The organism is Pedobacter sp. AK013 (assembly GCF_014205835.1).
Taxonomy (GTDB): Bacteria; Bacteroidota; Bacteroidia; order Sphingobacteriales; family Sphingobacteriaceae; genus Pedobacter.
The window spans coordinates 1-15,618 of sequence record NZ_JACHCQ010000063.1 but is presented as its reverse complement, the minus strand read 5'-3'; the positions used below and the strand labels follow the sequence as shown (position 1 = coordinate 15,618).

The window sequence follows — 15,618 nt, the reverse complement described above, 5'->3', positions numbered from 1 at the left end:
TTTACGCAAAAGGAACGTTCTTTATAACAGCTGAAAAATGCGGTAGGAAAACCTGAAAAACGGCTGAAAAGTTGTGGTAGGCAGTATGATTACGGGGCAAGGTTCTATGACCCTGTCATAGGCAGGTGGAACGTGGTGGATCCGCTGGCGGAGAAAGGTAGACGGTGGTCACCTTACACTTATACATTTAACAACTCGATAAGGTTTGTAGATCCTGATGGAATGGAAGGGACAGATTGGGTAAAGAAAAATAATCGTTGGACTTTTGATGAAAACATTAAAACTGCAGAACAAGCAACTAACGCGGGTTACGATGATTATAAAGCACCGGGTTCTGTAGTAAGTGCGAAACTAGGGGACGATGGAGAAGTGGGCAGTATATATCTAGGTGCGAGTGGTTCTGATGTACATTATGTTACAGCCGATAATTCAACTAAAGACGCTATTAATTGGGCTGCAACTGGTTTGATGACTGCTGGGGCCGGTTTAGAAGTTGCAGGAGAAAGCCATGCAGCATCTCTATTTCAACAAGGTGTTAGAGGAGGGGTTTCTGGAAATTACACGTTAACAGGCCGAAACCTTTCGTTATTTGGTAATGCAGCGATGACATCATCTTCGGCACCGACTAGTTTCCTTTCAGGTATAGGAAAAGGGGTAGGAACTGTCGCGACTATCGGAGCCGTAGGAGTATTAGGTTATGAAGGTTATCAATTTAGTCAAGGTCAAATGGATGGAGGAAGGCTGACTTATCATGGGGTGTCATTAGGGGCTTCTATTTGGGTAGGAGCAGCAGCTGGAGGGCCTGCAGGAGCTGTAGTTGGCCTTGGGGCTACAGGAGGAGAAATGGCTTATGATACCAGTAAACAAACACTGAGGACATTGAATGGACAATGGAGTAACTTTCTGCAATCAATTATTAATGCTACAATGGGAGGAAGATAAGATATAATGGAAGTATTTAAAGTTGGCTTTAAAAGTCATGTTAAAAGTGGATGGTTAATAATTCTATGTGCAATAATCAGCTCGGTCTTTCCTTATGGATTATCAGTAATAAAACATATAAATATTAACTCCGTACTTTGGATAGGGCCATTTATGTTTTTTGTTATGGCGTTACCTGCGATCGTGGTTCACGTAAATTATTATATCGTCAATCGTGGAGATATATTCCAGTATTTTTATCAAGATAGAGAGATTACTTTTATCCATAAAGGAATGTCAATAACTTTTAGTTTGGATGATATAGATTATATTACACGCTACATGTCTTATAATCAGGCTGCAAATAGAGCTTTTGTGGGGCCTTGGGAGGGATATAACCATTCCTATATCCACCTGAAAGATGGTCATGTACTTACAGTAACAAGTTTGTTGGTTCCGAATTTAAGACTGCCAATACAAGGAGATAAAATTATAATAAAGAAAGGTTTTATTTGGTTAGCTAAGAGGTATAATAATTAAGCTCCCCGCTGGTGTAGCGTGTGTTTTGTTGGTTTGCTAACGCACGTCTGTGGCGTGTGAGAATAAATAAAATTAGTGGCAAAGCCTAGCAGTTTAAAAACTGTTGGGCTTTGTCATTTCTGTAGTAACCCAAGTTTGAGGAGTCTAGCTTTAATTGCTCCGTAGGTGCGAGAATGTAGTTTGGCAAGCTGGGTAATCTTAGTGCCTTCGTTAAAACGCTGCGCGAGCACTTTATCTTCTTCTTCACTCCAGGGCAAGCCCTGGTTGCCTTTTTCAGCTACCGCCCTACCATTTAATGACCGGAGCGAGCAAGAAGGTTATGAGAATTTGAAACCTATAATGATAAGCCAACTAAAAGCAGAACGTTCTTATGGTTTGCATGGTGACCTGAATTATAGAACACCAATAGGAGATGCTTTTCTAAGCATTAATCAATTGTTTTTCTTCACTAAAGTAGATCATCCTTTGGTGCTCGAAAATAATACCTTCGCAAATGCTTTTGGATATATCAGAACTCAGGGTGCGGAAACGAATATTAAACTTGCTATCGACGAACTTGGGTTTTATCTGGGGTATACTTATACGGATACCAAACAATATAATAAAGAGCAGCTCGGCACACAAGCCTTAACGCCGAAACATCGTCTTAGTTTTGATGCAACTTATGAAATAGAAGGTAGTTTCCGCTTTGGAGCAGAAAGTTTTTACACAGGATCTCAGTTGTTAAGTGATGGTTCGATAGGCCGTGAATTTATTACCTTTGGTTTGCTGGTACAAAAAATGTGGAAGCATTTAGATGTGTTTGTAAATGCCGAAAACTTAACCGACCGGAGGCAAACCCGCTGGGAAAACATTTATACCGGTAACATTGCCCGTCCAAAATTCAGGGATATTTATGCGCCTCTGGATGGTAGGGTGGTTAATGCAGGGCTTAGAATAAAACTAAAATAAGTACCAAGCTAGGGGGTGAATGAAAAAAAAACATTCGCCCTTTTTACGTGACAGTGGTTATTGTTTGAGTAGGATATGAAGGAATTACCGTACTGGTTATTTTGAGCGGACTTCGGTTGTTGAGATAATTTATTATTAGCGTCGTGGCCCAAATTCAGGTTTTTTCATGGTTGTAGTGTTCTTGTTAAGAATCCCAAACGACTATTGTTATCATGATCCACAGCAACTACATGAATTTTTGGAAGATAACAACTATCTTTTGAATACTGTTATCCTCTTACTGCGCTTTCTGTTTTCCAGAGAAGAATTTTATAAAAGAATAACATAATTATGTAAAACGTTAAATTTTATATGTATTATATTTGATGATAAAATAAGTGCATGCGTGTGAAAAATCTTATTTTTTTGAACAGATGAAAATAAAATCATCCATAAGGGTTAAGGCGGTAGTATTGCTGTTGGTGTTTTTACTGAACACTGTAGTAGGTTTTGCCTGTGCCATTGGGATGGAAACCAGTCATGAACATCAGCACGCGGAGAAAGGGCACCATCAGCACAAACATTCAGGTTATGACCACCACAGGTTAGCAACGGATTTTAAAACGGATCATCATTCGGGAAAAAGCAACGATAAAAATTGCTGTAAAGAGGAGGTGACCAAACTAGTGAAATCTGATAAATTGCTAACAGTTCCAAGTGGGCTGAATGTGCAGTCATTGATAATAGGCGCTGTATTACCAGTGTTTTATCAGTATCAGTTTTTACGTGCATTTGTTCATACCCCAAGTAACAGGTGTTTTGTTAGAAGCTATCATCCGCCCATATCCGATATCAGGATAAGCATTCAGAGTTTTCAGATTTGATTTAATGATTTCATAATTACATGAAGGTTCATCCTTTGTGCATATAATTTATTGAATACATTTTAATTAAATCATCATGAAAAAGATATTTTTATTAGTTGCGTTAATTGCAACTGTAGGGATCAATTCTGGTTTTGCACAAAACAGCCAGACCCAATCGCTATTAGCTTCTTATTACGACATTAAAAACGCACTGATAAACGCAGATGCAACAACGGCAGCTTCCAAAGCCAGTGAATTCTCTAAAGCGCTGGAAAATATAGATATGAAGTCGATGCCAAAGGCGGAAATGAATGCCTTTATGGGATTTCAGGATAAACTTGCCTTTGATGCCAGGCATATTTCAGAAACAAAGGACATTTCTCACCAAAGAGAACATTTTGCCAATTTCTCAACAAATCTTTTTAAACTGGCTAAAGCAGTAAAGTTGACCAAAGACCCCGTTTACTATGACTATTGCCCGATGAAAAAGAGTTATTGGCTTTCAAACAATGTCGAAATCAAAAACTCCTACTTCGGTAAACAGATGCTGACCTGCGGGGCAGTCAAGGAAACTTTAAAGTAGGCCAATTTGTTGATTGTACATCTGCAATTTCATAATGGCGTTGTGGTTGTACAATTGACTTATGGATTTTTATCAAATAAATCTGCTATAGGTTAACATAAACAGTTTGTTGCGCCTTACAGAAAAACAATTATTTAAACGGTTTTAATCAAAATATAATGAAAACATTAATTTTTAGTTCAGTTTTTTCTCTACTGTTTTTAGCAGCCTGTTCTAATGGCAGTAACAAAACTCAATCCACTACTACATCAGACACTGCATCTAGCCAGGCTGCTATTTCAAAATCACGGGAAAAAGGTAGTTCTACTGCTGCAATATTAAGTGCATATATAAAGTTAAAAAATGCCTTTACAACGGATAATGATAAAGCTGCAGCAGCAGCAGCAGCCGGAAATGAAATGGTAACGGCCTTTGCCAGTTTCGATAAAAAATCACTAACCCCAGAACAGGATAAAGCTTATACCGATATATATGATGATGCCAAAGAGCATGCTGAACACATTGGCGCCAATGTTGGAAATATAGCACATCAACGCGAACATTTCGATATGTTGAGCAAAGATATATATGACCTTGTTAAGTTACTTGGAACCAATCAACCCCTGTATGTTGATCGCTGTCCGATGTACAATAACAATAAAGGGGCAATTTGGCTAAGCGAGGTTAAGGACATTAAAAACCCTTACCTTGGTAAAGCAATGCCTACCTGCGGTACTGTTAAAGAGGAATTAAAATAATAGGCCATGAAAGGCATAAAAAAAATACTTCTTGGATTATTGGTGATCCTTGTCATGATCCAGTTTGTACAGCCTGTTCGCAATAAAAACGGGCAGGCTATGCCAAATGATATTTCAAAAGTGATCGCCATGCCCGATAGTGTCCAGGAGATATTGAAAAAGGCTTGTTATGATTGTCACAGTAACAATACTAATTATCCGTGGCATACAAATATACAGCCCTTGCACTGGTTTATGACTTACCACATACAATCTGGTAAAGAAGAATTGAATTTTAATGAATTTAGTTCTTACACCACAAGGAGACAACAGAGCAAATTACGCTCCATAGAAAATAGTTTAAAAGATGGTACAATGCCCTTATCTTCTTATACGCTCATCCATAGAAATGCTATTTTAAACAAAACAGAGAAAACGTTAATTATTAAATGGGTTCAAAATTCTAAGGATAGTTTAAACAAAAATCACTAACGATCTCTTAATCAATAAAGAAATGAAAAACATATTAACTGCCTTTTTATTGCTCTTTTATGCGGCAGTATCCGCTCAGGAAATGAAAGGAATGAAAATTACTGATCAGGAAGGTAATAAGCAGACACAGGCTATATATACGTGCCCAATGCATTCGGAGGTACAATCCACCAAGCCCGGTAATTGCCCTAAGTGCGGGATGAAGCTCGTTGCTCAAAAAGCCAGAGCACCCAAATCAGAAATAAAAGAGAAAAAAAATCTTCCGTCAAAAAATGAAGATACAGGTGATAGGAAAATGCCTGCACAAAAGAAAGACAGTAATAAATCCGGGCAAAAGATAACTTATACCTGTCCAATGCATCCCGAAATTCATGCCGAAAAACCAGGAAATTGCCCTAAATGTGGGATGAAACTCGTTCCAGAAAAACCGAAAGCAACAGCTAACGATCATAGGGAAATGAAGATGGAAGAATCGCCAAAAGATCAAATGGGCATGGAAGGGATGCAAATGGAGGGCAATAGCGCAACTATGGAGAACATTAAAAAGGCCAAGGTAAATTTAGGTCCTATTAAGACCACTACTGCTACTCACGCACCCCGGACAGTACGTTATGACCTCGATATTGCAGATACAACAGTAACTTTTGGTAAGAAAAAAAAGCGGGCAATTGCGGTAAACGGACAGATACCCATGCCTACATTGACCTTTACCGAGGGTGATACAGCATTGATATATGTACATAATAAACTGGACGAAGAAACTTCCCTGCATTGGCATGGTTTATTTTTACCAAATAAGATGGATGGGGTGCCTTTTTTAACTCAAATGCCCATTAAACCTCATTCTACCTATATCTATAAATTTCCCATCGTGCAGCATGGCACACATTGGTACCATAGCCACAGCGAACTGCAGGAACAGATTGGGATGTATGGTGCATTTATCATGAACAAAAGAAAGGAATGGGATATTCCAACTATTCCGGTAGTAATCAGCGAATGGACAGACATGAAGCCTGAAGAAGTACATCGCAGTTTAAAAAATGCCAACGATTGGTTCGCTATTCAAAAAGGTACCACGCAAAGTTACGCTGAAGCGATTAGAACAGGTCATTTCAAAACCAAGATAGCGAATGAATGGAAACGCATGAACGCTATGGACGTAAGTGATGTATATTATGATACTTTTCTCATCAACGGCAAGAACCAAAATGAACAGCCCCAGTTTAAAGCTGGAGACAAAGTAAGGTTGCGTATTGCCAATGGCGGGGCTTCTGATTATTTCTGGCTGACTTATTCTGGTGGTAAAATAACAGTGGTAGCTACTGATGGGAATGATGTGGAGCCTGTTGAGGTAGATAGGCTAATTATAGCTGTATCGGAAACTTATGATGTGGTGGTCACCATCCCCGAAAACAAGAGTTATGAATTCCTGGTAACGCCCGAGGACCGTACAAAATCTGCTTCCCTCTGGTTAGGCAATGGAGAAAAAGTTCCGGCACAAAAACTGCCTAAGCTAAAGTATTTTGCCGGAATGAAGATGATGAACGATATGATGGATATGAACGGTAACATGGTCGAAATGGAAGGCATGAAAATGCAAAACCAGGTTATGGACATGAATACGGTCATGTATCCGGAAGTAACCGGAGAAGAGGATCCGAAAAAAGAAAATAAAAATACAGCTGCAAAAGGTATGCAAATGCCTGATGATAAAAGTATGGCAGGCATGAACATGACAGCAGAAAGCCCGGATATGGTTACATTGAACTATGGTATGCTTCGTGACCCGAAGAGAACAACTTTGCCTAAAGGCCCCTGGAAAGAACTGAAGTTTAATCTTACTGGAAATATGAACCGCTATGTATGGACTTTAGATAATAAAACGGTTTCTGAAAGTGATAAAATCCTGATCAAAAAAGGAGAAAATGTGAGGATCATTTTGTTTAATAACAGTATGATGCGCCACCCCATGCACCTGCATGGCCATGATTTTAGGGTGCTTAATGGGCAAGGAGAACATGCACCTATGAAGAACATCATAGATATTATGCCAATGGAAAGGGATACACTTGAATTTGCTGCATCGGAACCCGGGGGCGATTGGTTTTTTCATTGCCATATTCTTTATCACATGATGAGTGGAATGGGCAGGGTGTTCAGTTATGAAAATTCGCCACCCAATCCTGAAATTCCCAATCCTAAATTGGCGCAACGCAGGCTGTTTAGTGATGACCAAGCATTTCATCCAATGGCAAGGATAGGAATTGAGACTAACGGAAGTGATGGAGAAATCATGCTGGCGAATACACGTTACCGCTTCACTACCGAATGGCGCATTGGTTTTGATAAAGAAATGGGTTACGAAAGCGAAAGTCATTTTGGAAGGTATATTGGCAGAAATCAATGGCTGTTGCCTTACGTAGGATGGGATTTTAGAAAAAGGACAATTGATCCGCTGGATAAAAACATCTTTGGTCAGTCACTTGCGCCGGGAAACAATCTTTTCGGACAAAGTAACACCAAGAATTTCAGGCAGGTATTTCATTTAGGCGTGCAGTATACTTTACCCATGCTTATTGTTGCAGATGCCTCTGTCGATCATAAAGGAAATGTTAGATTTCAGTTAATGCGGGAAGACATCCCTGTTTCCAAGAGGCTCCGTTTTCAATTCATGATCAATACGGATAAGGAGTATATGGCAGGGTTTAGATACATTGTCAGTAAATATTTTGGCCTGTCTACCCACTATGATAGTGACATGGGCTACGGCGCCGGATTAACATTGAACTATTAACCCATTAATAACTAATGATCAGATCATGAAGCATACCTATAAAATAACCGGAATGACCTGTGCCGGCTGCCGTAGCAAAGTTGAAAATGCCCTAAATGCTATTGAAGGTGTTTCAGCGCAAGTTTCTTTAGAAGCGGCTGAGGCTGTGGTTACAATGGAAAGGCATATTCCGACGGAAAAATTGCAAGAGGCGCTATCTGCCGTTGGAAATTATAGCATTGAAATGAGCGCCCATACACCGCATACAGAAATTCAACATGGGCAAGCACATTCTAGTCCTCATCATTCATCAACCCATGAACACCATAAGGATGGAAAGGAAATAACTAGAGGGGGGTATTACTGTCCGATGCATTGTGAAGGAGATAAAACTTATGATAAATCGGGTCATTGCCCGGTTTGCGGAATGGACTTATTGAAGCAACCTGTACTGAAACAAACCACCCAATTCACTTGTCCTATGCATCCGGAAATCATAAGAGATCAACCAGGTGCATGCCCGATATGCGGAATGGATTTAGTGCCATTGGGCGTTAATTTGGAAGAGGAAGATAAAACTTATGAAACACTCCTGCGTAAATTTAAAATCGCCACAGTTTTTACCGTTCCTATTTTTTTAATTGCCATGTCTGAAATGATACCTGGTAACCCCATATTCAGATTAATGGAATTGAAATACTGGAATTGGGTTCAGTTTGTGTTTTCGATCCCGGTGGTATTTTATGCCACATGGATGTTCTTTCGAAGGGCCTGGCAATCCATCATTACCTGGAAATTAAATATGTTTACCTTAATCGGAATTGGTGCCGGGGTGGCTTGGCTGTTTAGTCTTGTTGCCCTGCTTTTTCCCGATGTTTTTCCAGATCAGTTTAAAACCCATCATGGTACGGTCTATGTTTACTTTGAAGCAGCAACAGTAATCCTTACCCTGGTTTTACTTGGACAGCTTTTGGAGGCCAGGGCACATGGAAAAACAAATAGTGCGATCAAGGAGCTATTGAAATTGGCTCCAAATACTGCTACTAAGATTGTAGGAGATAAAGAAACAAGTGTTTCTATAGATGATATTCAAAAGGGAGATATGCTCCGTGTAAAACCAGGTGAAAAGATACCTGTTGATGGCCGTATTAAAATTGGTGAGGTGGCAATTGACGAATCTATGATCTCCGGAGAACCTGTTCCTGTTGAAAAAAAAGCGGGAGACAAGGTAAGTTCAGGTACCATTAATGGCAATAAAACCTTTGTGATGCTTGCCGAAAAGGTAGGCGCAGAAACATTACTTTCCCAGATTATAGAAATGGTTAACGCTGCCAGCCGTTCAAAAGCGCCTATCCAAAAAATGGCCGATAAGATTTCGGGATATTTTGTACCTGTAGTGATATTGATTGCAATAGCAACATTTGTAATTTGGTCAATATACGGGCCAGATCCTGCTTATGTTTATGCTTTTGTAAATGCAATTGCGGTATTGATCATTGCCTGCCCATGTGCACTTGGATTGGCTACGCCAATGTCTGTAATGGTAGGCGTAGGAAAAGGCGCACAGTCTGGTATATTGATTAAGAATGCAGAATCATTGGAGAAAATGAATGCCATTGATGTGGTAATTATTGATAAAACAGGAACGGTTACCGAAGGAAAGCCATCGGTTGAAAAAGTCGTTAGTGGAAATCCGGATTTTGATGAAAAAGAAATTCTTGAAAGGATTGTAGCACTAAATAGTAGCAGTGAACATCCTTTAGCGCAGGCAACACTACGCTATGGGGAAGAAAACAAAGTAACTGTTCAGTCGATTATCAATTTTGAAGCAGTAACGGGCAAAGGTGTAACAGGTACACTAAATGAGGAAAAACTTGCTTTGGGGAACAGAAAATTAATGGAACACATTAGTGCAGAAATTGCCCCTGGTATAGAAGAACAGGTGAAGGCTGCTCAAAAGCAAGGTAAAACGGTCTCTTATTTAGCTATTGGAAATAAAGCTGTTGGCTTTGTAGTTATTTCTGATAAAATTAAGCCAACAAGCGTTGCCGCTATCCATAAACTTCAGACAGAAGGTTTAGAGGTAATGATGTTTACAGGAGATAACGAAGATACAGCAAGTGCAGTTAGTAGCGCACTAAACTTAAATGGTTTCAAAGCCCAAATGCTACCAGAAGACAAACTGAAGGAAATAAAAAAATTGCAAGCTGAAGGAAAAAAAGTAGCGATGGCGGGCGACGGCATTAATGATGCCCCAGCATTGTCGCAGGCAGATATCGGTATTGCCATGGGCACAGGAACCGATGTTGCCATTGAAAGTGCGGCCATTACTTTAGTGAAGGGTGATTTGAATGGGATTGCAAAAGCCAGATTGTTGAGTCACAAGGTAATGGGTAATATAAAAGGCAATCTGTTTTTTGCTCTTGGGTATAATGTATTGGGCATACCGGTTGCAGCGGGGTTACTTTATCCTTTCTTTGGTATACTACTTTCCCCGATGATTGCAGCACTGGCCATGAGCTTCAGTTCAGTATCGGTAATTCTGAACTCTTTAAGACTTAGAAGTGCTAGCATCGATTAATGAATATGTTGAGCCAAAAAAATGATAGTAAGTAAGATTAGGTATTAACCTGGTGTATTTTATCCAATTGTTATATAAAAACCATAACTACAATTTTTCAATTATGCCAGGTTATTAGTTCTAAAGTAGTCTTCTTTAGGTTTATTCAAGTTTGAGAAGACTCAATTATAGCCTGCTCTTAAAATGATTTTTTTCTCTCCAAATCTTCGATTATTGGCGCTATAAGCAATATAAAAACTAACCATAATTAATTAGGTCCTTTAATGAATTTCAAAATCCGGTAATTGTTAGTTTCGTCATATAAAGCAAGGGGTTTGTGTAATTTTTTTTATCGATTCTAAAACTTAAGGGATTTTTGAAAAAAATCTTTATATGCGCCTCAACCTAATTTTACCGCACTGTCCAAAGTGCATGAATAAATTACATCCTGTACTTACAAGGGGTATTGTCTTAGTCTTTAACAATTTCTCATTGATACATGATCCATTAGGTTGCTGTTGAACCTGACCGCTTCGGTATGCAATTCCCTATTGTCTTATTAGATAAGTTTTCAAATTGAAAATATTTCTGTAAAGAAAAGTCTTCGGCTTATTGCTCAAGAGAGGTTTGAAAGGGAAATACATCATATCGGTCGGCATGTCCAAATTGTATACGCAGTTTAGCCGTCGTCCGTATTTTAGGATACAGCCCCAGCTCCCATTATCTAAATTATTGTCAAGCAAATTTTTAAATGAAAAAAATCTTTATTACACGCTGTTCAGTTTTCATGCTGGCTAATCTTTATGCACAGACACAACACCTGAATGCTACCATTAGTTCCATGCTTCTATGGTTAAAACAATCTACTAGAAAATATAATATGATAAATAGACTGATATTTTGTGTGCTTTTATTTTGCATCAGTACTTATGCAACTAATGGACAAACCATCAAAGAGGCGACAGCTTCAGTATTACCTGTTTCACCTGAAGCAGGATCGTTGGGGAAATTTTCTGAAATCCCAGTTTCTAACTATACTGGTATCCCAGGTATCTCGATTCCCATCCACCGCATAAAAAAAGGTGATATTAACCTGAGTATTGATCTGAGCTATCATAGCGGGGGAAATAGGGTTGATGAAATTGCATCACGGGTGGGTTTAGGTTGGACACTGAATGCAGGAGGGATGATTACCCGGTCTGCCAGGGGCCTTCCTGATAGTTATAATTTTCAGGTAGATGTTAGCAATTATGCAAACAATCTGATGACGAGTACCCAGGCACAGGATTACATATGGGATGTTTATACCGGAACGAAAGATTCGGAACCGGACATCTATTATGTAAATGTCGGTGATCTGAATGTTAAGTTTTTCCGAGGGAACAACGGCGAGTGGATCACCATGCCAAGGGATCAGAATATCAAAATCCAAGAGGGTATTGGCGGCTATCACTGGATCATTACTTCTGGAAACGGGGTAAGGTATAAGTTTGGTAATGCTGAACTCAGTACGGCAACCCAGTCATCAGGTGCATATAGTACTGATGTGAGTTCCTGGTACCTGACGGAGGTGGATGATGTTAAGGGTAATAAAGTGAGCTTTACTTACCAGGGTTACCAGAGTTTTTATATTCTAAAGGGAGGTGAGACAGTGAGTATCCCTTTTTCGAATTTTAACTATCCGTGTCAGAAAACAATACAACCTACAACAATCCAATTGGACCTATTTGGCGGTCTCAAGCTAAAAACCATTAGCTATTCCGATGGCCAGATTAAATTTATTGCAAAAAACGAAGCCAGATTGGACCTTCCGGGCGACTCGAGCCTCAGCAAGATAGAAATTTATAATAACTCTGGTTTTGTAAAAGGTTACCAGTTGTTTACCAGCTATTTTACCAATAATGACATGGGTGTAAACAGCCCTAATATTTTTAGGGCAATGGACCATCAGCGTCTAAAGTTGGATTCGGTAAGGGAAGAGGGAGTGTCGGGTACACTGAAACCTTATAAGTTGGATTATTTTTATTCTATAGGTTTACCTTACAGGAACTCGCATAGCCAGGACCATTGGGGTTTTTTTAATGGCCGGAACAACCAAGGTACATCTGTAAGCTATCTTGAAAATGGCCAATGGCAAGGCGCAAAAAAAGCGGCAAACCCAGATTATGCTAAAGAAACGGTACTGACAAAGATTACTTATCCAACCGGGGGCTTTATTGAATTTGACTATGAAGGAAATACCTACCGTGCCAGCAGCCTGATCCCTGGCGATGAAGAAAAAGTGAGTTTGGTAAATTTAACGGGGCATAATACGGTTACAGGGACCTATGTAGGTGACGGACTGAATTTTCATTTCGAACGAAGCTTTGCATTGAGTGAAGCTGAATACGGTCCTGCAGGCACTTCTGTTACCGTTCTTCGTTCTTCCACATTGGAAGGTTATTCCCCCACCTGCTCGTGCTATTTTAGTTACACCCTTAGAAATCCCGATAATAGCCTTACACAGATCCCCGCGCAGTCTACAGATCCTATTTACCTCAGCCAGCGGGGTACCTATACCTTGATGGCCGATATACAGATGGAGTTTCAGGAAAATCCATTTGTATATTTTAACATCAATCTCTCTGCGGTTAAAGGCACTGCAGGAGTCTTCAGTGCGAACGGTCCGGGGCTGAGGATCAAGAAGATTAAAAAAACGTTTGCGCCGGGCGATACACTCAGTACCTATTTTAACTATGATGATCCGATTACAGGTATTTCAAGTGGCCAGATAGGTAATCTCCCTGATTATGGGCGGGATGTAACAATGGTTACAGGTGTAGATGGGCCGGATTATACCTGTTATTATCATGTGTACAGTGCTGCTTCAAATTATCCCCTGATCAATACGAAAGGCTCACATATAGGCTATACAGTCGTTACCGTTACGGAAGACTTGAACGGTACCATTGGAAAAAAAGTTTACAGGTATAACCATGAAAACGATATTAATGCTGCAACAGCTTTCCCGTACGCCCCGAACTCACCACAGGACTGGAAGAGGGGATTATTGTTGGAAGAGTCTTCATACAAAAACAACGGGCTCTCCTATGAGCTGGTTGAACAGCATAAACTTAACTATTCGGTATTACCCGGCTCCCTGTATCTTGGTAGAGGGATAAAAGTTGGTTCTTCGGTTGTCCGGAATTATGGATCAACCGGTCCGGGGAACGTGGTGCCCGGTCTTACCGTTGTAAATTATCCATTGCAGTCTGATGCGCTGCTGGTGGTCTCTGATACATTGATCTCTAAAAATGGAACTGCGGATGTGAAAGCTATCAATACTTATACCTACTCTCCAAGTAATTATCAGTTGGTTGCTCAGAAGAACTACGCCAGTGATGGAAAGGAATCGGTCCGAAAGCTGTACTATACAACTGATTATGCCGCAAACGCAGGAAGCTCAGCAATTTTGACAAAAATGCTGGACAGATATATGGTAAATGTACCAGTTGAAGAGATGAATACAGTTATTGAAGGTGCAACAGAAAAGATAGTTTCTGCCAATGCTTTTGAGTATGACTCCAGACAATTAGTCTCTGGTACGGAACAGATCTATTTGAAATCGGCATATTCGGCTGATGTCATTCTTGCAGCCCCATCTTTGCATTACAATTTTCTAGGCATGCCGTCCCATTATTATGAAGTATTGAAAAATGAACTCGTTAACGACTATTCTAAACCGCTGTATCAAAAAAAACAGAGTTCTATTAAAACTGTTTATATCTGGAGCTATAATGGCCAATACCCGATAGCAGAAATCAAAAATGCAGATTACAGCACTGTAGAAAGTTTACTGGGTGGAAACAGTGCCGTAGAAACTTTTAGTAATTCGAACCCAACCGATGCACAGATTAGTTCATTTTTGACTCCCTTGAGAAGTGGCCTGTCTAATGCCCAGATTACCAGCTACACCTACAAGTCTTTGGTGGGCATGACCAGTAGCACCGATGCCAAAGGCATGACCACCTATTATGAGTATGATGCCTTCCAGCGTTTAAAAGCAATAAAAGACCAGAACGGCAACATTTTAAAACAGACTGATTACCACTATAAAAACTAAGGCGCTCCATGAAACAACATCTAAAATATTTTTACGCTTTAGCAGTCTTATTGCTGCTTGCCGGCCGTTCTTCTGCCCAAAAAGTGGTATCGGTATATAATGGCGAAAGCGAGATCAGTGCACCATCGAGTGTAACCCTTACCGATGGTTTCCATACCATGGGTCCGGTACGGATTTTTACCACGGGTTTGAGCTATCTGAACTGCCAGCCGTTGTCTTCAACGCCCAGTACCAACCAGAACTATATCAGTACGAAGATATTCAAACAGCCGGGCATAGACCCGAACAATCTTTCTGGTCGCAGCATTTGTGAGGTAAATGAAACGATCCAGTATTTCGATGGTTTGGGCAGGCCTTTGCAGACTGTTCAGGTGCAGGGCAGCCCAGGTTTTAAGGATATTGTACAGCCTGTGGCCTACGATGCCTTTGGCCGGGAGCAATTTAAATACCAGCCCTATGCCGCACAGACCGGAACCACTGGTAATTACCGTACAGCTGCGCTGGCTGATCAGCTGTCCTTTTACAACAGTCCAACAGCGGGGGTAAAAGCAACAAGTTATCCCTTTGCCGAAACGGTTTTCGAAGCCTCACCACTAAACCGCGTGCTACAGCAGGGTGCCCCAGGTGCAGACTGGCAAATCAGTGCTGGCCATACGTTTAAAACCGATTATGGTACTAATGCCCAGGATGAGGTAAAACTGTGGATCGTGAATAATGCTGGTAATGGTGCTGCAGCCAGTGTTTACGGGCCAGGGAAACTCTATAAAACCATTCTTAAGGACGAAAACTGGAAACCAGCAGATGTAAAGGCAGGCACTACCGAAGAGTTCAAGGATTTTGAAGGTCGTGTGGTACTGAAACGGGTATGGGAAACCGATAGCAAAAGCCTGAGTACCTATTACGTGTACGATGACCTGGGCAACCTGCGTTATGTACTGCCACCGGCAGTAAACGAAAACGGGCAGGCTACGTTAAGCACTTTTGACGAAAGCCAAACGGTTTTCGACCAGTTTATCTACGGTTACCGTTACGATGGCCGCAAAAGGCTGGTGGAGAAGAAAATCCCTGGCAAGGGCTGGGAGTTTATGGTTTACAACAAACTCGACCAGGTGGTAATGAGCCAGGATGCCAA

General features: G+C 40.5%; 11 protein-coding genes and 1 pseudogene. All 12 read left to right on the top strand.

Features of this window, described 5'->3' with window-relative positions:
- Positions 1–30: 30 nt before the first annotated feature.
- A pseudogene (locus HDC90_RS24755) lies at positions 31–213 on the top strand (RHS repeat-associated core domain-containing protein); the annotation flags it as partial.
- A gap of 9 nt (positions 214–222) precedes the next feature.
- On the top strand, positions 223–942 hold the full coding sequence (locus tag HDC90_RS24750; protein ID WP_184471247.1) for a hypothetical protein: 720 nt from the start codon (positions 223–225) through the stop codon (positions 940–942).
- A gap of 6 nt (positions 943–948) precedes the next feature.
- Positions 949–1,461 carry a hypothetical protein gene (locus tag HDC90_RS24745; protein ID WP_184471245.1) on the top strand — a complete coding sequence of 171 codons (513 nt, stop codon included), beginning with the start codon at positions 949–951 and terminating at the stop codon, positions 1,459–1,461.
- 339 nt (positions 1,462–1,800) lie between these two features.
- On the top strand, positions 1,801–2,412 hold the full coding sequence (locus tag HDC90_RS24740; RefSeq protein ID WP_184471243.1) for a TonB-dependent receptor domain-containing protein: 612 nt from the start codon (positions 1,801–1,803) through the stop codon (positions 2,410–2,412).
- A 413-nt stretch (positions 2,413–2,825) separates the two neighbouring features.
- On the top strand, positions 2,826–3,275 hold the full coding sequence (locus HDC90_RS24735) for a hypothetical protein (RefSeq protein WP_184471241.1): 450 nt from the start codon (positions 2,826–2,828) through the stop codon (positions 3,273–3,275).
- Between the two features lie 76 nt (positions 3,276–3,351).
- Positions 3,352–3,840, top strand: a complete 489-nt coding sequence (locus tag HDC90_RS24730; RefSeq protein WP_184471239.1) for a DUF3347 domain-containing protein — start codon at positions 3,352–3,354, stop codon at positions 3,838–3,840.
- Between the two features lie 158 nt (positions 3,841–3,998).
- The gene (locus HDC90_RS24725; protein WP_184471237.1) at positions 3,999–4,577 is read left to right on the top strand and encodes a DUF3347 domain-containing protein; all 579 of its coding nucleotides are present in this window, start codon (positions 3,999–4,001) and stop codon (positions 4,575–4,577) included.
- A gap of 6 nt (positions 4,578–4,583) precedes the next feature.
- Positions 4,584–5,048 (top strand): heme-binding domain-containing protein, encoded by a 465-nt coding sequence (locus HDC90_RS24720; protein ID WP_184471235.1) that lies wholly within the window; start codon positions 4,584–4,586, stop codon positions 5,046–5,048.
- 22 nt (positions 5,049–5,070) lie between these two features.
- Positions 5,071–7,845, top strand: coding sequence for a multicopper oxidase domain-containing protein (locus HDC90_RS24715; RefSeq protein WP_184471233.1), 2,775 nt, complete (start codon positions 5,071–5,073; stop codon positions 7,843–7,845).
- 25 nt (positions 7,846–7,870) lie between these two features.
- Complete coding sequence (locus HDC90_RS24710) at positions 7,871–10,405, top strand: heavy metal translocating P-type ATPase (protein ID WP_184471231.1); 2,535 nt, start codon at positions 7,871–7,873, stop codon at positions 10,403–10,405.
- A 730-nt stretch (positions 10,406–11,135) separates the two neighbouring features.
- The gene (locus tag HDC90_RS24705; protein ID WP_184471228.1) at positions 11,136–14,486 is read left to right on the top strand and encodes a SpvB/TcaC N-terminal domain-containing protein; all 3,351 of its coding nucleotides are present in this window, start codon (positions 11,136–11,138) and stop codon (positions 14,484–14,486) included.
- A gap of 8 nt (positions 14,487–14,494) precedes the next feature.
- Positions 14,495–15,618 (top strand): DUF6443 domain-containing protein (locus HDC90_RS24700; protein WP_221451944.1); only part of this gene is annotated, 1,124 nt, incomplete at its 3' end.

Coding starts and splice junctions, on each gene's coding strand:
- HDC90_RS24750 (WP_184471247.1), top strand. CDS start 223: ATGGAAGGGACAGATTGGGTAAAGAAAAATAATCGTTGGACTTTTGAT.
- HDC90_RS24745 (WP_184471245.1), top strand. CDS start 949: ATGGAAGTATTTAAAGTTGGCTTTAAAAGTCATGTTAAAAGTGGATGG.
- HDC90_RS24740 (WP_184471243.1), top strand. CDS start 1,801: ATGATAAGCCAACTAAAAGCAGAACGTTCTTATGGTTTGCATGGTGAC.
- HDC90_RS24735 (WP_184471241.1), top strand. CDS start 2,826: ATGAAAATAAAATCATCCATAAGGGTTAAGGCGGTAGTATTGCTGTTG.
- HDC90_RS24730 (WP_184471239.1), top strand. CDS start 3,352: ATGAAAAAGATATTTTTATTAGTTGCGTTAATTGCAACTGTAGGGATC.
- HDC90_RS24725 (WP_184471237.1), top strand. CDS start 3,999: ATGAAAACATTAATTTTTAGTTCAGTTTTTTCTCTACTGTTTTTAGCA.
- HDC90_RS24720 (WP_184471235.1), top strand. CDS start 4,584: ATGAAAGGCATAAAAAAAATACTTCTTGGATTATTGGTGATCCTTGTC.
- HDC90_RS24715 (WP_184471233.1), top strand. CDS start 5,071: ATGAAAAACATATTAACTGCCTTTTTATTGCTCTTTTATGCGGCAGTA.
- HDC90_RS24710 (WP_184471231.1), top strand. CDS start 7,871: ATGAAGCATACCTATAAAATAACCGGAATGACCTGTGCCGGCTGCCGT.
- HDC90_RS24705 (WP_184471228.1), top strand. CDS start 11,136: ATGAAAAAAATCTTTATTACACGCTGTTCAGTTTTCATGCTGGCTAAT.